Origin of the sequence: Limnospira indica PCC 8005, assembly GCF_000973065.1 — a bacterium.
Lineage (GTDB): Bacteria > Cyanobacteriota > Cyanobacteriia > Cyanobacteriales > Microcoleaceae > Limnospira > Limnospira fusiformis.
On sequence record NZ_FO818640.1, the window covers coordinates 3,463,574 to 3,482,968 of the forward strand.

The window sequence follows — 19,395 nt, forward strand, 5'->3', positions numbered from 1 at the left end:
AGATATTGATTTTACCAGAAGGGGATCATCCCTACAAGATGTAATCGTTCTCACTTATCGCGAGAAAAATTGAAGCCAGAATAGGGGTTATTGACTTCGCAAGTGGTGTGGGGCTATTTTAACATCAATTGCCAGCCTGATTGAATTTAGTTTAGGGGAAAATTTCGGTAACTACCCGATCGCCCTGATTTCTGCCAGTGACCACGACAGTTTGAGTAGAAAATTGTCCGGTGGCCACTTCTCCCCGCAGAGTCATCTGGGGGTCAACTTGGCGGTAAATTACATCACCTTCAGCTTTAAATGCTTGTTGTGGTACATACCAGGTGAGTAGATCAGCATTAATTTGAGCCTGTGGGTTTTGAGCCACCCCCAGAACATTACCAATCAGGTTAAAAATTTGGTTGTCCAAATCTCCCCAACCCTGATCACCCGAAAAAGTCAATTGCTGTTGGCGATCGATAATAGTAATTGGCCCTGGGGAATTAAGAGTTTGTTCTTGGTAGTTCCACTGTAATTTATCACTGGAAAGCTGTAATGGCGGGTTAGACAGGGCAATCTGAACATGATCTTTGAAAGTGGCTATAGCTGTAGTTAAATCTAGTTCGGCACTTTTAGCGACAGCGCGATCAGTAACCACCATATTTTCTAGGCGATCGATTTCCACCCGACGGTCAGAAATAAATCTTTCTTCTTCCCATCGCCAGATGACATGATCAGTGCGTAGCTGCACCCCTACTTCCTTAAAGTTGATCACCACTTGGTTCCAAAATTCCACGCGCTTGTCATCGTTGAACAATTGGACCTCAGTAGCGATCGCCTGCATTTTTTCATGTTCTCCGGTCACATTGTCACGAACAATCAGAATTTGCTCATTAACAATCCATTCCAACTCTTGACCGCGCAAAACAATACCATTTTCCAGATCAACCGCGACAATATCATCTCGGAGAAACAGTCGCTGACCATCTTGGTGCAGTTCTCCCTGTTTAGCTTCGATTTTATAGCGTAACTCACCCTTGACAAACAGTTCCCCCACAGGTTCAGTCACTGTGGCAATTTTCTGATCTTGACTATAACTTGCTTGTTTAGCCTCTACCTGCCACAGCAGTTGGCCATCTTCGTCTACTTGTTCGAGTACCACATCTTCCAGGGTGAGGGTGTTCTCAAACTCTTCTGAGGGTGGCTGGTCCCCAGAAGTAGTTGGTTCTGAAGGTTGGGGGGATTGACACCCTACCCAGTCCCCCGCCAGAAATTACCAACATCAGCAACAGAATTGCGCCCAGACGAAAACTGGGTATTTTCTGCTGGCTGGAGTTTGAGTTATTAAATATCACGCGCCTTCAACCTTTCCATCAATCAAACTGATGCTTGATAGCGGACGGTAGCTATATCCAGGACTGCGGGGAGTTTTTTGAATTTCGTCTTTGATCGCTTCGAGATCAATATAGCGATCGGCCACATTAATTAGGCTATCGCTAGTCATCGCGCGCAAACTAATCACTTCCACCCGCACACCTCTATAGCTGACACAATCGACCGCATAAGCTAAATCGCCATCACCACTAACTAGCACCGCCGTATCATAAGCACCCACTAGAGCGATCATATCTACGGCAATTTCTACATCTAGGTTAGCTTTTTTAGAACCATCTGGCAGTTGTACTAAGTCTTTAGCAACCACCCGATAGCCATTGCGACGCATCCACAGCAAAAATCCCTGTTGCTTTTCATTAGTGCGATCGACCCCGGTATAGAAAAACGATCGCAATAACCGGGAACCACTGGTTAGCCTGCACAGTAATTTGGTGTAATCAATTTCAATCCCTAATTGCAAAGCCGCATAAAACAGATTCGAGCCATCGATAAATATGGCCACACGCCCTCGATTTTCTAAAATCTGTTCAGGGGTGAATATGTCGTTACTACTGTTGTTGATATGATTCAACATGATTTTTAAACCTCATTTATGATTTTATGATGCCGCTCAAATAGGTGTATATCAATCCCACATGGAGTTGTCAATAATTCAGGAATTAAATCGGCTCCCTCCTCTCTGTAAGTCTCCGGGAGATAAATTGATCAGACCACAGAGCTGGGTAATTCCAGCTTTTTAAAAACTGGTTTAGCTTCTCCCAGGACTTGCTCGCTTGGTAAAATACCCCAGTGAGCATGGCTATCCAAAGCCGTGATTTTGGCTGACAATTCAGGGTCTTGAAAATCCAGGGAGTATCCCAGTTGCTGGTAGACAGCGGTGCTAAGATTTGGCACAATTGGCGCTAATAAATAAGCCGATTGTCGGACGGACTCAAGCACGGAGTAGATCACTTCCATCAGGGCTGATAGTTCCCCTTGTTTATACAGTGACCAGGGTGCTTGTTCGTCTACATATTTGTTACCAGCCTGAACTAGAATCAGAACCGCCTCACACACTTGGCTAAACGCCAGTTTTTCATAGAATTGACTAACGCTGTTACCGAGGGAACTACCAATGGATTTTAGGTGATTGTCTGTCTGGATATGATCTACAGCGATCGCCGGAACTCTACCTTCAAAGTATTTGGCAGCCATTTTCATAGTCCGGTTAAGTAAGTTTCCCAGATCATTGGCGAGGTCGGCGTTTAGGGTATTAATAAATCTGGTCTGATTATAATCACCGTCTTGTCCAAATTCTATCTCCTTTAAGAAATAGTAACGGACGGCATCGGTACCAAATTGGTTCACCAACTCTACGGGATTAAGTGTATTCCCTAAACTCTTACCCATCTTTTTACCATCTTTAGTTAGAAAACCGTGTCCAAAGATACGACCAGGTAAAGGTAAGTCGGCAGACATTAACATAGCTGGCCAGTAAACAGCATGGAAGCGTAAGATGTCTTTACCAATTAGGTGCAGGTCTATCGGCCACCATTTAGCGATCGCTTCAGAGAGGGTAGGTTCCGAGTCGGGATCAACTAGGGCGGTGACATATCCTAGTAGTGCATCAAACCAAACATATAGGGTTTGACTGGGATCAATGGGAACTGGGAAACCCCAGTCAAGATTCACCCTAGAAATGGAGAAATCCTGTAATCCTTGGTTGACAAAACTGATAACTTCATTCCGGCGACTTTCTGGCCCGATGAAGTCGGGGTGATCATGATAAAGGGCTTCTAGCTGTTTTTGATATTTTGACAGACGGAAAAAGTAGTTCTGCTCGTCCCTCCATTCTACTTCTTTATTCACGTGGATGGGGCAATATTTCTCGTCTATTAGTTCCCGTTTTTCTTTGAACTCTTCACAGCTGACACAATACCAGCCCTGTTGTTGGCTCAAATATATGTCGTCATTTTGCCACACCCGCTGGAAAAATTCTTTGACGATCGCCTCGTGACGGGGGCTGGTGGTCCGACTAAAACGATCATACTGAATTTCTAGCAGTTTCCACAGACTCTCAAAACTGCTGACTATCCGATCACAGTGAACTTGAGGAGAACATCCCGCCTCCTCGGCTGTCCGTTGAATTTTCTGGCCGTGTTCGTCGGTACCAGTAATTAGCAGCACTTCATATCCCTGTAGTCGCTTCCAACGGGCGATCGCATCGGCGGCGATCGTCGTGTAGGCGCTGCCAATATGGGGAACGTCATTCACATAATATAGGGGTGTTGTTAAGGAAAACGTCTTTTTAGTTTTTGGTGTCACATCCATGACTGATATACAAGTTTCTCTCTTAAACTGATCTTACTTAGGTTTGATCTGCCTTCGGGGCGGAGTCGGTTACCCTGACACCCGAACCCTGTCACGGGTCAAAACAGCCAAAATTTTGATACTGTTTTGACCATTCAAACTAAAGCCTATAAATGATAATACTTTTTAAAAAAATGTTAAAAATTCTCAACGAATTCTTAACTTTTTCATCAAGATCTACAAACTCAATGGAGATACCAGCGCGATCGATTCACCGGGTCGGAGCGGTTGATTGGCAGATTTACCGCCAACTGTAGTTAGCCACTTATCCCCGTCTGTCTAGTGGTTTCCGCCGATGGTATAGATAGATCTCAATGACTGTGGAAAGAAGGTAAAGTAATGTTAAGCTAAAATGAGCTAATGGGATCAACTACCTGAGATCAACCATTATATTTCCCCAATCTAGCCAACGATGTATTTTTTGAACTCTACACCCGGTCAGTCGCACCTACCTCTATTTTTGTTTTTACCCGGGATGGATGGTACGGGTCGTCTCCTACGAACCCAACAGCGCCGACTGTCTCAGTTTTTTAACCTGCGCTGTTTGAGTATTCCTCCCGAAGATCTCAACCATTGGGATGGATTAACCGATCGCACTGTGGATTTAATTCAAAAAGAACTCAGCCTCAACCTCAATCAAGATATTTATCTATGCGGGGAGTCCTTCGGCGGTTGTCTGGCGATGAAGGTGGCTATGAAAATTCGTGCTCAACTCAAAGGTCTGATTTTAGTTAACCCGGCTTCTGCTTTTAAGCAACAACCTTGGATAGAATGGGGATCACATTTGACGGACTGGCTACCTAGTTGGTTATATCCCCTGTCTATGATCGGATTCTTGCCGTTTCTGGCTAAATTGCCAGGAATTTCTCCGAGCGATCGCCAAGCCTTGTTAGAGGCTATGCAATCAGTCCCTCAACGTACTTCCAGTTGGCGCTTGGGACTGCTGCGATCGTTTGATATTCAACCAGACCAACTCCGTCAACTAGATTTACCCGTTTTGGTGATTGCCAGTGGTTCCGATAGACTGCTACCCTCCATTAGAGAGGCTCAATTTTTAACCAGGAAGCTACCCAAAGCTAATATGGTTATCCTCCCTAACAGCGGCCATGCTTGTCTGTTAGAAACTGATGTTAACCTTTGTCAGATCATTCGAGATCATGATCTCGGTCAGAGTTTAACTAAAACCCAATTGGTTTGCCCAAATTAGGCACAGAAAAATTGTTGAGGCTAATTCACAGGCTATATGACCACAACTTTTAAGAATCCACCCATTGGACCAGCATCGCGACTGGTCAATGGTATTTTATCTATTAAACCCCTAGCTAAGTTCGCCAAACATCAAGCCCGCCAGATGATGATTGATCGGGCTGAAAAAATGGGGGTTCCGTGGCGCTCTCATGCCAATACCCTCCTACAGAGAGACTGGTCGGCAGAATTTCAGCAGGTGAATAGTTCTGCTCTGGCTTACCCAGAATATTATTTAAGGTCTTTTCATGCCTATGATAACGGAAATTTAAGCTGGCAGGCTGCTGTAGAGGTGGAAGTGGCGGCGTTGGCGGTTCACGCCAAAATCTGGCCTGATGCTGGGGTGGCGGGAGACGATCGCCTACGACAAAGTTATCATCATGTACTACAGCAGGTCTTACCCGAACCGCCCAAAGCTATTGTGGATCTCGGCTGTAGTGTCGGATTAAGTACCAATACCATGCAGCAGATCTATCCTGATGCTACTATGGTAGGGGTGGATTTGTCCCCCTATTTTTTGGCGATCGCTGCCTATAACACTAACCAAAAGTCCTCCGATCACCCCCCCACTTGGGTACACGCCCCCGCTGAGGCTACAGGTCTACCAGACCACTCCTTTGATTTGGTTTCCCTTTGTCTGGTTTGTCATGAACTCCCACAAGAGGCGACCCGAAATATATTTAAGGAAGCCCGCCGCCTATTGCGCCCTAACGGACATCTGGCGGTTATGGATATGAACCCCCAATCAGAGGTATTCGCTAAGATGCCACCCTATATCCTCACCCTCCTAAAAAGTACCGAACCCTATCTCGATCAGTATTTCACCCTAGATCTAGTTGAAACCTTCAAATCAGCAGGTTTTCAGACCCCTACCATTGTCTGTAACAGTCCCCGTCATCATACGGCGATCGCCAAAGTCAATGGATAATTAATAATTAATAATTAATAATTAATAATTATTAATCGTCGGGGCGGGTTCTGCTAATTCCTCGGCTGCCACCGAGAAGATGAATAAACCCGCCCTTTGGGGGAGAGGGAGAAGGCTGGGAGATGAAACCCGCCCCTGGGTAGAAGATTATTTTTTATGGCGTAATTAAGAATGTTGAACGCTGAAGATTTTTACAGCGAATCGTTTTATCTAGCCAATAACCCTGATGTAGCGCAAGCAGTTGATTTGGGAGTTATTAGTAGTGGCTTTGAACATTTTATCGAGTCAGGTCAGTTTCAGGTTAGACAACCGACACCGCTTTATGATGAATTGTATTATCTGACGACTAATCCTGATGTGGCGGCGTTGGTAAATGTAGGTGCGATCGCCAGTGGTTTTCAACATTTTATTAATTTCGGTCAGCGGGAAGCGCGCGATCCCAGTATTCTATTTAATACGGATTTTTATATAAATGAATATCCCTTTATTCAAGCAGCCATAGAAGCCGGAGATATCACAGCGATCGAGCATTTTGTGAAAGCCGGTCAATTTGAGGATTTTCGCCCTAGTGTATTGTATAACCCTAATTATTATTTAGCCCGTAATCCTGATGTGGCGGCGAGGGTAGAACGTGATGAACTGACCGGGATCGAGCATTATTTGGATATTGGGGCGGCTCAAAATCGTGATTTTAGTGCTTTTCTGGAGGTGAATGGTTCCAGTTTTCCCAACCGTGTCGCTAGTGGAGATACTAGGGAAAACAGCACAATTTTAATGGCGCGTAATACTGTGGTGGGTCCGATTACTTTTGAAACAGCCACCGACCCTAATTTTGATAATGTGGTTTCCACACTGACTACTAATAATTCTGATCCGACGGTTCCGGTTAAGGTATTTGTGTCTGATTTAACGCCGGGGACACCTTATTTTTATCGGGTTACTAATGCTATGGGGGAGAGCGATCGCGGTATTTTTCGCACTCCTTTATCTTTGGGAAGTCAAGGGGGTTTAAGGTTTGGGGCTGCTGGTGATTCTCAGGGTGAATTAATGCCTCATGTCGCGGTGAGAAATGCCCCAGAACGTGGTCTGGATTTTTTTGTGCAGTTAGGAAATACAATTTCTGCAAGTACCGAATCTCCTGATTTACCCGGTGTTTCTCAGGCGGAAACTTTGTTAGATTTCCACACAAAACATAATGAGATTTATCGGGAGCGTATAACTTTAAATCCTTGGGCAAATCTGCGGGTAGCAACTTCTATGTTTGGTGTATTGAATGATGGGGAAATAATCGATAATTTTGCCGGGGGTAGTCTGGGGGAAGATGGAGAGGGTGATTGGTTGAATAATAGCGATATTTTTGAGACGGCGTTGGCGGGTTTTTTAGATTATCAACCTCGGCGACGGGAAAGTTATGGAGACATTAGCGATCGCCGGACCGCTAACCGAGAACAACTGTATCGCGCTACGACCTATGGAGATGATGCGGCGGCGTTTTTGTTGGATGTGCGATCGTTCCGGGATGCCCCCTTAGAACAGGTCGCCGAAACTTCTTTTCCCGAAGATATTGAGGCATTTTTGCGGGATTCTTTTGATGCTAATCGAACCATGTTGGGACGAACTCAGTTGCAACAGTTGCAGTTAAATTTACTGGGCGCACAGGCGGCGGGTTTAACTTGGAAGTTTATATTTTCTCCGGTCCCTATGCAAAATTTGGGGATTCCGGGTGCAAGCGATCGCTGGGAAGGATACGCGGCTGAACGAACTAGACTGCTGAAATTTATTGATGATAATAATATTGATAATGTCGTGTTTGTGTCGGCGGGAGCTGGGGGAACTGTAGTTAATAATTTGACATTTGCTGAGGAGTTTGGGGGGCCACAAATTCCTATCAATGCTATGGAAATTACCGTAGGTCCGGTGGGGGTACAAACCGATTTAGGATCGGGTCTAGTGGGGGCTACTTTGGGTCCGGTGGCTGTTGATGGGGCGACTGAATGGCAACTAACCCGACAAGGAAGGGCTACTTATGAGGGGTTACAGACGCGCTGGGAACGCGATCGCCTGGTGGAGAATCTCCTAAATACTCGCCTTGAGGATATGGGTTATAATCCTATTGGTTTGGAGGGTTCGGGAATTGATGCACAGGAAATAGTTCCGGGTTCCTATTTTGCCGCTCATACTTTTGGCTGGACCGAGTTCGTCATTGATACCAATACTCAACAGCTTAGGGTGACTACTTATGGGGTCGAACCTTATACACAGGTCGATGTCCAAAGGGTTCCGGCGCGGGTAATTAATCGTCAACCCCAAGTGGTCAGCGACTTTGTGGTAAATCCTCAATAATTGGGCTTGAAAAATTTGATATAAGGCACTATAACAAACGGTAAAAATTCATATGAAATTTATGTTTGGCGGCGATCATGATTAAGTCGGGTCGCTTTTGGGCAAGCGCTAGGAATCTACTCCATGTTAAAACTTCATCCCCCTAGGTCACAGAGAACAATGAAAAATTTTGTGGTTAGCCAGTTTAACACTTTTGGGTTGGCGTTTTGGGTTGAAATTATGACCGAAATGCCTCGATGTACCTATTACTTTGGGCCGTTTCTTACCGAAGATGAGGCGGAACAAGCAGAACCCGGTTATATTGAAGATATTCAAGGTGAAGGTGCCACAGGTCTACAGGTGGCAGTTAAGCACTGTCAGCCTGATATTTTGACTGTGGCAGCCGATCTTGATCAAAATTTTGATCACCCCCTACAGTGGGCATAGTGGCTTAACTTGGGCGGGACAGGTCACCGGATATCAACAATATCAGGATGGTTTTTGATCCAGTTATCGATATCGGTGATCACTTGATCGGGGATCTCCCAAGGGAATAAATGGGCTGTGTTGGGGTAGCAGTTAAACTGCGAATTGGGTAAGTTTGCCGCCGTTTCTTGACTGGAGATGGCGGTAATATGTCGATCGCATTCTCCGGCTAATATGAGACAATGACAGCTAATATTTCCCAACTCAGCTAGACGGTTATATCGGTTTTTTAATGCTTGTCTCAGGGCTATGGTTGCTGGTCTGGAGGTTTGTAAATAGGCGGGTGTGGCTTGTTTGGCTATGTATTTATAGGCGGTGGCTGTATGCTGTTGGATTAAGTAGCGAAATAGCGATCGCTTACCGAAAAGGTTGATATTCCACTGACTAGCTGGCCAGATCCAATTAATTATACCCGCAATTCCCGTTAATAGATTATCTAGCCATGAAATCGGAGGATGGTTCCCACGGGGATAGGCGGAAGTCGCCACTAAAATTAATCCCGTAAACCTTTCCGGGTTTGTTAATGCTAATTCTAGGGCGAGTATACCTCCCAAAGACCAGCCGATAATTAAACATTTATCTATTTTTAAGCCATCTAAAAGCTGTTCGATATCCTGGAGATGATCGGTCATCTCAAAGGGTTGTTTAACCTGACTTTTCCCATAGCCTCGCAGGTCTGGGGCGATGGTTTGATAGTTTTGGGATAGGTGATCTGTAAAAACTGACATACAGCCTCCTGACCCAGGATGACCATGAAGACACAGTATCGGAAATCCTTGACCGCGAATTTCCGAGTTTAAGGAAACAGCTAAACTCATCAGTTTATAACTGCCCTCTCATGATAATATGTTCGGCAATACCAGCGATCGCTCTGCGGACTTGGGGAATGTTTCCGGCTGAGTTATCGGTAATGGTAATAATATACCTTTCCCCGTCAATACTAGCCGCTAAAGTCGTGCCAATTACCCTAGAGTTTTGACCGGTTTTTTCCCCTAACCACTGCGCTTTTAATCCTTGTAAGGCTTGATAACCAATTTCGCGATCGTACTGATGACCTAAAGCGTCAATTAATAGTTCCGAGTGGGGGTGTTCATAGTTGTAGATTTCTACCATCATTTCCGTGAGTTCATCACTGGTCATGCTATTGCGACCTCTACCGGGTCTAAAAGGCATGATCCGATCGCCCATGAGTTTAAATTGCACCCGCGTTTTTTGATAACCGTGTCGTTCTAGTAGTTTATTGATATAATCGGCACTCAAATAGTCGATAAGTTGATTAGTAGCGATATTACTACTATGGTCAATCATTTGAGCCATTAACATTTGGAGAGAGTAGGATTGGCGGGCGCGAATTGAGGAAGCATCTTCGGTAAAATTCCCCCCCTCGACATAGATTTCTTTATCAAAACTCACCTGTTCCTCAGCCGCTTTGTGTAATAAGGCGATCGCCACAGGAACTTTAATTAAACTCGCCGGACTCGCCGGAGTTTGACTACCCCGTAAACTAGCACAATGGCGGTTTAAATTACAAACGCTGATGGTCGCATTACGCGATAAACCACTCCTAACTCTAATTTCTTCTAAAATTTCCGATTGAGCGTTTCTTAACTGGAATTTGAGGCGATTATAGTTTTCTTGATACTCGGCAATTTTCGCGGTAGCTTGTCGGCTTAAAAATGAATCCTGGGGAATTTCCTGTAAATTAGCGATCGCCCTCTGCCAAAAGGTTGCCATTTGTTGTCTAGTTTCCCAGGATATCTGAGAACTTTTGCCAATATCTACCGCTTGATTGGCTAAACTTATCGCTTGTTTCCAATTATCATTAGCCCGCTGTTCAATCATGATTTGAACTTCTACGTGGCGCAATTGTTCGATTATCTGCTGAGAAGGTTCCCGCCTATGGTTAGGAAATAATGACATTAATTGACGGGAATTACCTGCTGATTCTGGGGGGTTTTCTAGGGTGTATAATAACTCGTCCCGGAGGCTAATCAATTCATTGAGAGAAGTAGCCCCATATAATGCTGAGGATGACCCTAGCATAGGTAAGGCTGGAGTTAAGCCAATACTGACAGCAATGGCAACAGCACCCAGCCACCGGGTTTTTGACTTGAGTGGGTTTAATAAACTGCGTTTGGGACTGCCTAAGTAGGGAAAATTGGTCGATTGTGCAGCCATTGTTTCTGCTCTATAAAACTTAAACAAAACGGGACATAGCCGGATCTTGATGTTTATTTCTTGCTTCGTCCGGGACTGTCGGCAGCACCCCGTCCACAAGTGTAATCGTCTGAACCAGGCGATTTTTCTAAATTTCTACTGGCGTTCAAATCTCTATCAATCTTCAGGCCACAGTTTGGACATTCAAAAGTCCGACGGACTAGGGGCATTTTTTGACGATAACCGCAATTAGAACACAGTTGACTGGATGGATAAAATCTATCGGCAATAATCAACTTTGAACCATAACGTTCTGCCTTGTAACCTAGTTGACGACGGAACTCATAAAATGAAGCATCAGCGATAGAACCCGCCAAACCATGATTTTTCAGCATACCTGACACATTCAAATCTTCAATGACTACTTGGCTGTGGTTCTTAGCCAAGAAAGTAGTTATTTTATGAATGGTGTCCCGCCGAATGTTTGCTACTCTTTGATGTAGCTTTTGAACTTTTAATAGACATTTGGCCCAATTTTTCGAGCCTTTGACTTTGCGACTTAAATGACGTTGTAATCGAGCTAGTTTTTGGGTGGCTGCTTTATAAGCCTTGGGACTAGAGAATTGAGTCCCATCGGAGCAAGTCGCCCAATTGTTAATTCCTAGGTCAACCCCGATTCTCTCTCGATATTTCGGTGTAATTTCTGGCGTGATTTCTACGAAAAAGCTCATATACCAGTCACCTGCTTGGCGCGTTATAGTGACTTTCTTAACCCAACTTTCGGGTTGTGCCTCAAATGTAGAAACCCAGCCCACAAAAGGCAGCTTATGGCGAGTTCCTGACAGATTGAATGGCTTTCCGGAATTGTCAAGCGTAAAACTATCATGGTGGCCTTTCTTCTTAAATTTAGGATAACTGCTTATTCCCTTGAAGAAGCGCTTAAAGGCATCCCCTAGATTAATGAAGGCATATTGATAAACTTTAGAAGACAATTCAGACATCCAAGGATATTGAGGTTTTACATAATGAGTAAAAACCTTTTTGATGGAGTTGACGTTAGGCTTGAGTCCCTCTTCATAAGCTGACCTCCATAAGTGTAATCCCCAATTAAACACGAACCGAGCATAACCCGCGTGTTTGGCCATCAAGGTAGCTTGACGGTCATTGAGTTTTAGTTTTGTCCGGAAAGCTTTGTAAGGCATGATTGGATTTTACCATGAAGAATCCGACTTAATGAGTATGTCGTCAGGGAAATTTGGCATGGTCTGGGGTTTGACCGTATATTCATTATCGTATATTCATTATTGAGTTGCGAATCTTTTGGGGTATTGTACCTTATTGTCATAAGATGTCAAGCAAATCTTGGATTAAATTCTTGCTCCTCATCACCAACAGGAAGGATCATAGCAGCAACTGTCGCCATAGTGCGATCGCCTAGGGAAAAATTCCCAGTTTTTTGTGATCATCCTGAGATATACTGAGGAAACATTCAATCAGTCGGGACAGTGACATCAGAAACACCAAGCCTAGGGGGATCGGATTTACCCCGAAAAGAATCTGTTGTATCGACGCTTGGGGACGATTCCTCAAATCGATGGTATCTAGGGCTGGAGGTGGGGACGACCGGAATATCAGCCGCACTTTTGGATCGCCTGACTGAGGCTGTTTACCCTATATATTGGCTGAGTGATTCTCAGGAGAGCGATCGCATTTTTCGCCTTCCCAGTCGCGTCTACCTGCATCGAAAATCCGGCGGCGAAATAGGGGAAACAGAAGTTTTACAAGGATTTAAACCTTATCTTAGTTGGGCTATCCCCCATCATTTTGGTGAGGATTATGCGCCCTGTCCCCTGCTTCAGGTATCCCCAACCCAAAAGTTATTTTTAGGGACGTTTAAGCAGGCTTTACAGTTGCTATTATCGACTATTTCTCCTCAAGGTGGGGGTGACAATATAGACAGCGAAGATGGTGATTTGACTTTACCGAAAAACTATCAATCTGGTGCTAATGGTTTAACTGATCAGGAATTCAAAACCGCTTATATGAGTTTATCCGGGGTGGTGGTAGGATGTCCGACTCAGGCTTCCCATGCTTATGGTTTTAATGTGCGGGAAACCATTTTGGCGGCGGGTTTGGTCAAGAGTCCCTCTCAAATTTGGATGGTGGAAGATGCGATCGCTACTTGGTTAAGTGAATGGGAACCGAAAATAGACGAACCTACCTTAATTATTGATGCTGGTGCTGCTACCACCGAGTTAATGGTGATGGGAATATCTCAGGAGCATGATTTAACTTATGCTGACTGTTTTGGTGTCAGTGTGACCTATGGTGGCTATGATGTAAATTTGGATATTATCTGTCAATTTTGCGCCGAAAATATGATTGATTGGGATGGTTCCTATTTAGTCCTACCTACTCCGGGAACATCCCAACGCACTCACCGCGATCGCCTTCAACAAAAGTTAGTTTTATCAGCTTTAATCGATGCGATAGAATCCCAAAAACCCAGTTTACAAGCTGGCAAAAATGTGACTATTTCTCTACAGGAAAATCAAGTCAAAGTTACCGCTAATGAGTTAGATCGTCGCGTGTTAGTTCCTTTTGTGAAGAACCTCAACCGAGAGTTCAATCATCTGATTAGTAAAGTTGGGGTTTCGACCGTCGGAATTAAAAGGGCGATTTGTCGGGGTGGTAACGGTTCATGGTCGGTGTTGAGTCAATGGCTACGCCAAAAGTTACCTAATGCTAGTATAATCTCAATTACTGACCCAGAATCTTGGTGTAATTATGCGATCGCCCAAGGTTTAGCCAGACTTCCTTTATTTCCCGAATTGTTGAATTATTCTAGCCAACAATATGGGGATTATTTCTTGTTGGGTGAACTGCTGCGAGTGTTTGGGGATTTACCTTTATCTATCCCAGAGGTGATGACTCGTTTAGAAGAAAGAGGCGTGAATACTCGTTGCTGTAAATCTCAGATTTTAGCTATCCTCAAAGGTCAACTACCCGTCGGGTTCATTCCCTCGGAATTAGACACCCCCCTAATTGTTCCCATATCTAAACATCCTCAAATCGATATAATTAACCAAGGTGCGATTTTTTACCAAGATGTTGACTCTAGCTATTTTGTCAACCTAGAAAGGTCAGAAATGTGTCTACAATATCTTCAGCAACTCTCACGGGAATATCACCAAGTGTTAACAGAACCTTTGGCGATCGTCCAATGGTAGGGAAGCAGCCGGGGGTAAGTCTGAGTTTAACTGCGTATTCTCATCGATAAACTAATCCGATTTAACTTTTCGTTGACTTCCAAAACCTTGACTTTCACCACCTGTCCGACCCGGACAATTTGTTGAGGGTCTTCCACAAAGCGATCGGCTAATTGGGAAATATGAACTAACCCATATTGATGGACTCCTACATCTACAAAAGCCCCAAAATTAACCACATTAGTAACAATTCCCTCTAACTCCATTCCCGGTTTTAAGTCCGACACCTCTTTAATATCATCCCGGAAAGTAGCATATTTAAACTCAGCGCGTGGATCACGTCCAGGTTTCTCTAATTCGGCGATAATATCCTTGAGGGTAGGTAAGCCGACCGTATCTGTTACATAGCGTTTTAAGTCGATTTTTTTGAGTTTTTCAGCAGTTTTGCTAATCGCATTTAAAGGGATTTCCACATCCGCTAAAATTTGTTCAACTACCGAATAACTTTCCGGGTGAACCGCCGTATTATCTAGGGGATTAACACCCCCACGAATCCGCAAAAATCCCGCCGATTGTTGAAAGGCTTTCGGCCCTAATTTCGCCACTTTTAAAAGCTGTTTACGATTTTTAAATGCCCCATTTTCATTGCGATATTTAACAATATTTTGGGCGATAGTGGGAGTAATTCCAGACACAAAAGTTAAGAGTTGTTGGGAAGCCGTATTTAATTCAACTCCCACATAGTTGACACAACTTTCTACCGTTTCATCAAGTTTTTTCTTGAGTAATTTTTGGTCAACATCATGTTGATATTGTCCGACACCAATCGATTTGGGGTCAATTTTAACTAATTCTGCTAACGGGTCTTGGAGGCGGCGACCAATACTAATCGCCCCCCGAATTGTCAGATCTAAATCAGCAAATTCTTCCCGCGCGACATCACTCGCCGAATAAATAGAAGCACCAGACTCGTTTACCATTACCGTAATAGGTGGAGATTCTAAAGAGGCGATCGCCTGATTAACAAACTCTTCCGTTTCCCGTCCAGCCGTACCATTTCCAATAGCAATTAATGCGATTTTGTACTTTTTAATTAAGTCTTGAATCGTTTTGGTCGCTTGTTGACGTTGTGACTGTGACTGGTGGGGAAAAATTGCCTGATATTCGCAAAACTTGCCAGTTTCCGACAATACCGCCACTTTACAACCTGTCCTGAAACCAGGGTCAATAGCTAAAGTAGGCTTCATTCCCGCTGGTGGAGATAGTAATAATTCCCGCAAATTAGCTTCAAACGTCTTAATAGATTCTAGGTCTGCGTAGGATTTGCGATCGCTCCTAATTTCACTAATTAACGAATTTTTCATCAGACGATTAAAAGCATCTTTAATCATATCCTGATAAAACTGGCGAATCTCCCGATTTTTACTGCGAATAACTTGAGATTCCAAATGATGCAGCACCAAAGACTCATCAAAATCTAAATCCACCTTGAGAACCCCCTCAGTTTCTCCCCGGAATAATGCCAACAGGTTATGGGGTTTAATATCCATCACATTTTCCCGAAAATTCCGATACATTTCAAATTTAGTCGAACCTTCTGGGTAATCATCTTTAATCTTGGATACAAACGCACCATCATTGATTAAAAAATCGCGCACATCTGCCCTTAAATGCGCCGTCTCTGCCACCTGTTCCGCTAAAATATCGGCGGCTCCAGCCAGGGCATCTGCCACCGTTTTAACCCCCTTTTCTGCATCGATATATTGAGCCGCTTCTGACTCTAGGGAAACCTTGGGCGCTTGGGGTTGGTTAAGGGAACTAATCAACTCAGCTAGGGGTGCTAATCCTTTTTCCTTAGCCATAGTGGCGCGGGTGCGACGTTTGGGACGGTAAGGAAGATATAAATCCTCAAGTTCCGTTTTTAACAAACAGTTCTCAATTTGGGTCTGTAGTTCATCCGTGAGTTTTCCCTGAGAGGCGATCGCCTCCAAAATGCTATTTTTTCGTTCCTCAAGTTCAGTTAAATAACTATATCTTTCCGCCAGAGTCCGCAGTTGAATTTCATCAAGGGAACCCGTCATTTCTTTGCGATAACGTGCAACAAATGGAATAGTCGCCCCTTCCGCAAATAATGCCAATGTATTTTCAACTTGAACCCGTTTTAACGAAAGTTCCTGAACTAGAATTTGAGTAATATTAAGCATATAATCTGAACCGACTTGATTTTGTGACCTGAGCTTGGTATACAAAATTATTGTAAATGCTACCCTCGCCAATAGTACAGTCAAGGTCAGTAGAGCCTGTTCAGAAATCATCTGATCACCTCTCAAAGTCCCTCTCCCTCTCTGGGATCCAGATTTAGGGTGAGGGCAATGTATTAAGCGACTGGTGAACAAGCTGTATCTCCCACATCTGATAGTTAAGATATGAGTTCAGGAATATTTTTGGTTTCACTCTTGATTCGTCCCCTCCAGCGTTATGGCTGGCTATCCCTGCTGCTGTGGCTGCTGATGATGTCCCCAGCAGCCGCTTCCGTGTTAATGCGGGTGGCGATAACCACTGACAGCAATCAAATTAAAGTCGGAAGTTCCACCCCAGCAACAGTGCGCGACGGTAGCGGTAGGGTCTTGGGACAAATTCCCAATATGGGCGCAACTGTCGCCCAATCTGCATCTGGTCAGGTATCCCTCAGTCAATGGAAAGCAGGTCAAATTTGGGTCGAACCCTCCCAAAATGGCAAAGTATGGATAGGTGATAATTGGTATCGGGGGCGGGTGTTATTAGTCCAGCGCAATGGTGGGCTAATGGCTATTAATTATGTCGATCTCGATCAGTATCTCTACAGTGTCCTAGGGGCGGAAATGGGGGGAAATTGGCCCCAGGAAGCCCTGAAAGCCCAAGCTGTGGCGGCGCGGACCTATGCACTGTATAAGCGCCAAAATAATAGCAGTCAGATTTATGATTTGGGGGATACTCAAACCTATCAGGTCTATCGCGGTGTGTCTGGGGAGTCGCCAGGGACTCAGACGGCGGTTAGGGCGACAGCAGGTCAGGTGTTAACTTACAATGGTCGGGTGATTTTGGCTGTTTTCCATTCTTCCTCTGGGGGTCACACCGAAAATGTTGAGGATGTCTGGGAAAATCCCTTACCCTACCTGCGGGGGGTTCCAGATTTTGATAGTGGTTCTCCCGTCTTTGAATGGACAAGGACTTTTTCCACTAATGACCTTAGTAACCGCATTTCAGGAGTTGGTCAAATTTCCTCTATGACACCAGAAAGAACCTCCGCTTTTGGAAGTGTGATTTCCATGAGAGTGGTCGGAAGTGGCGGAACTCGCACTATTAGCGGTGAGCAGATCGCTAGGGCTTTGGGGTTGCGTAGCACCAGATTTAGGGTGGATCGTAACAATGCTTCTGGCAATTTTGTAGTCACTGGTCGCGGTTTTGGTCATGGTGTGGGTTTGAGTCAATGGGGGGCTTATAGTTTAGCTAATGCTGGATATAATTATCAGCAAATTCTCGCTCATTATTATCGAAATACAACTCTCGCTAGAATCCAAGTCCAATAATAATTAATAATTAATAATTAATAATTATTAATTATTAATTGTGGGGGCCCGAACTCCCCACGACCGGATTAATAAACCCGCCCTATCCCCGGTAATTAATTGACAATTGACAATTGTAGGGGCGGGTTCCGGTGTCAACTCAACTCCCCACGACCGGATTAATAAACCCGCCCTATCCCCGGTAATTCATTATTAATTATTAATTGATAATTATTAATTGTAGGGGCGGGTTCCGGTGTCAACTCAACTCCCCACGACCGGATAAATAAACCCGCCCTATCCCCGGTAATTAATTGACAATTGACAATTGTAGGGGCGGGTTCCGGTGTCAACTCAACTCCCCACGACCGGATAAATAAACCCGCCGTATCCCCGGTAATTAATTGACAATTGACAATTGTAGGGGCGGGTTCCGGTGTCAACTCAACTTCCCACGACCGGATAAATAAACCCGCCCTATCTATCCCCGGTAATTCATTATTAATTATTAATTATTAATTATTCATTGCCTATCAACTATTAAATACTGCGGAGGGCGACGATTGGATCAAGGGCGGCGGCGCGTCTGGCGGGAACTACACCGAAAAATAAGCCAATACCCCCAGAAACGCTGACCGCGACTGCGATCGCACTTGTGGAAATTCCAGCTTCTAAAGGTGTTAGTATTCCCACCATTAACACACCACTAACACCTAAACCTGTACCAATTAATCCCCCGGCTACAGATAAGATAATCGCTTCAATAATAAACTGAATGAGAATATCATTTTGGGAAGCGCCTATAGCTTTTCTCAGACCAATTTCCTGGGTTCTTTCTGTGACGGAAACTAACATAATATTCATAATTCCAATTCCCCCAACTAACAAGGAAATCGCCGCCGTGGCTGCTAACATCAAGGTTAAAGCGCCAGTAATTTGTCCGAGGATATTCATTAAATCCTGTTGATTACGAACCGTAAAATCATCTTCATCAGTAATTTTATGTCGTAAACGTAGCAAATTCTCAATTTGAAATTGTGCCGCCCTCATCTGATGTGCTTCTTTAATAGAAACGGAAATAAAGGTAACTTGTAAACCATAGGGAGAACTGCGCCCAGTAATGCGATTAGCCACGGTGGTAATGGGGATAAAAGCATTCATATCCTCATTACTTCCTAAACTTGAACCCTTGGGTTGCATGACTCCAATTACCTGCAATGTAATATCTTTGAGTCGGACTTGTTTACCGATGGGGTCTTCATTACCAAATAATTGTTCTGCTATTTCTGAACCGAGGGCGACTACCTGTTCATTTCGCTGAATATCCAAATCAGAAATAAACCGTCCTTTGGCAATATCAAAGCTGCGGACACTCATATATTCTGGGGTAGTGCCAATTATAGAAGCGGAGGCATTCCTACTCTGATAAGAGATTAATTCACTAGCTGTTAAGGAAGGGGCAACGGCTTCGACTGAGGGGACTTGTTCAGCGATCGCCAGTGCATCTTCTAGGATTAAATTTTGAGGGGGATAAACAGGTCTTCTCTGGGCTTCCGGGCTACCGGGTACAATAAATAATACATTAGGACCCAAGGAATTAACTTGATTTTCGACAAAGGTTTGCGCCCCTTCTCCAATACCTATCATAGCAATAACTGAGGCATTACCTATAATAATGCCTAACATAGTTAGACTGCTTCTCATTTTATTAGCCAATAATGTCGCCGAGGACATTTTGATACTTTCTACAATATGCATAATTAGGGATAAGTAGTTA

Annotated in this window: 15 protein-coding genes; 6 read left to right on the forward strand and 9 right to left on the reverse strand. The window is 44.2% G+C overall.

All coding sequences use genetic code 11. The features are described from left to right. Positions 1-151 precede the first annotated feature (151 nt). The 3 genes from lptC to metG form a co-directional block, all read right to left on the reverse strand. A complete protein-coding gene (lptC, locus tag XZ46_RS15080) occupies positions 152-1,141 on the reverse strand; it encodes an LPS export ABC transporter periplasmic protein LptC (protein ID WP_008054679.1) in 990 nt (329 codons plus the stop codon). Positions 1,142-1,330: 189 nt separating this feature from the next. After that, positions 1,331-1,948: a LabA-like NYN domain-containing protein gene (locus tag XZ46_RS15085; RefSeq protein ID WP_006625038.1), complete on the reverse strand. Its 618-nt coding sequence runs from the start codon at positions 1,946-1,948 to the stop codon at positions 1,331-1,333. A 131-nt stretch (positions 1,949-2,079) separates the two neighbouring features. Further along, positions 2,080-3,684, reverse strand: coding sequence for a methionine--tRNA ligase (gene metG / locus XZ46_RS15090; RefSeq protein WP_008048638.1), 1,605 nt, complete (start codon positions 3,682-3,684; stop codon positions 2,080-2,082). A 451-nt stretch (positions 3,685-4,135) separates the two neighbouring features. Here metG and XZ46_RS15095 point away from each other — a divergent pair, with 451 nt between their 5' ends. The 4 genes from XZ46_RS15095 to XZ46_RS15110 all read left to right on the forward strand — a co-directional run bounded on the left by XZ46_RS15095 (position 4,136) and on the right by XZ46_RS15110 (position 8,665). Beyond that, positions 4,136-4,930, forward strand: coding sequence for an alpha/beta fold hydrolase (locus tag XZ46_RS15095; protein WP_006625036.1), 795 nt, complete (start codon positions 4,136-4,138; stop codon positions 4,928-4,930). Between the two features lie 36 nt (positions 4,931-4,966). After that, on the forward strand, positions 4,967-5,896 hold the full coding sequence (locus tag XZ46_RS15100; protein ID WP_006625035.1) for a class I SAM-dependent methyltransferase: 930 nt from the start codon (positions 4,967-4,969) through the stop codon (positions 5,894-5,896). A 171-nt stretch (positions 5,897-6,067) separates the two neighbouring features. After that, complete coding sequence (locus XZ46_RS15105) at positions 6,068-8,239, forward strand: alkaline phosphatase D family protein (protein WP_006625034.1); 2,172 nt, start codon at positions 6,068-6,070, stop codon at positions 8,237-8,239. A gap of 159 nt (positions 8,240-8,398) precedes the next feature. Further along, on the forward strand, positions 8,399-8,665 hold the full coding sequence (locus XZ46_RS15110; RefSeq protein WP_046319329.1) for a DUF1816 domain-containing protein: 267 nt from the start codon (positions 8,399-8,401) through the stop codon (positions 8,663-8,665). Between the two features lie 23 nt (positions 8,666-8,688). Here the strand turns inward: XZ46_RS15110 and XZ46_RS15115 are convergent, their stop codons facing one another. Genes XZ46_RS15115 through XZ46_RS15125 form a run of 3 tightly spaced genes read right to left on the reverse strand, consistent with a single transcriptional unit; the run spans position 8,689 to position 12,063 of the window. Continuing rightward, a complete protein-coding gene (locus XZ46_RS15115; RefSeq protein ID WP_008048643.1) occupies positions 8,689-9,522 on the reverse strand; it encodes an alpha/beta fold hydrolase in 834 nt (277 codons plus the stop codon). A 4-nt stretch (positions 9,523-9,526) separates the two neighbouring features. After that, positions 9,527-10,882, reverse strand: a complete 1,356-nt coding sequence (locus XZ46_RS15120; protein WP_008048644.1) for a serine hydrolase — start codon at positions 10,880-10,882, stop codon at positions 9,527-9,529. A gap of 53 nt (positions 10,883-10,935) precedes the next feature. Next, the gene (locus XZ46_RS15125) at positions 10,936-12,063 is read right to left on the reverse strand and encodes an RNA-guided endonuclease InsQ/TnpB family protein (RefSeq protein WP_008048645.1); all 1,128 of its coding nucleotides are present in this window, start codon (positions 12,061-12,063) and stop codon (positions 10,936-10,938) included. 303 nt (positions 12,064-12,366) lie between these two features. Here XZ46_RS15125 and XZ46_RS15130 point away from each other — a divergent pair, with 303 nt between their 5' ends. Next, the gene (locus XZ46_RS15130; RefSeq protein WP_228116350.1) at positions 12,367-14,091 is read left to right on the forward strand and encodes a hypothetical protein; all 1,725 of its coding nucleotides are present in this window, start codon (positions 12,367-12,369) and stop codon (positions 14,089-14,091) included. Between the two features lie 26 nt (positions 14,092-14,117). On the opposite strand, the gene XZ46_RS15135 is transcribed toward XZ46_RS15130, so the two are convergent. Continuing rightward, complete coding sequence (locus XZ46_RS15135; RefSeq protein WP_008048647.1) at positions 14,118-16,274, reverse strand: Tex family protein; 2,157 nt, start codon at positions 16,272-16,274, stop codon at positions 14,118-14,120. Between the two features lie 222 nt (positions 16,275-16,496). On the opposite strand from XZ46_RS15135, the gene XZ46_RS15140 reads away from it, so the two are divergent. Next, positions 16,497-17,639 carry a SpoIID/LytB domain-containing protein gene (locus XZ46_RS15140; RefSeq protein ID WP_006670779.1) on the forward strand — a complete coding sequence of 381 codons (1,143 nt, stop codon included), beginning with the start codon at positions 16,497-16,499 and terminating at the stop codon, positions 17,637-17,639. 158 nt (positions 17,640-17,797) lie between these two features. Here XZ46_RS15140 and XZ46_RS15145 read toward each other — a convergent pair whose 3' ends face one another. Continuing rightward, positions 17,798-18,061 (reverse strand): hypothetical protein, encoded by a 264-nt coding sequence (locus XZ46_RS15145; protein ID WP_008048653.1) that lies wholly within the window; start codon positions 18,059-18,061, stop codon positions 17,798-17,800. A 97-nt stretch (positions 18,062-18,158) separates the two neighbouring features. Further along, positions 18,159-19,376, reverse strand: coding sequence for an ABC transporter permease (locus tag XZ46_RS15150; protein ID WP_006625025.1), 1,218 nt, complete (start codon positions 19,374-19,376; stop codon positions 18,159-18,161). Between the last annotated feature and the right edge of the window lie 19 nt (positions 19,377-19,395).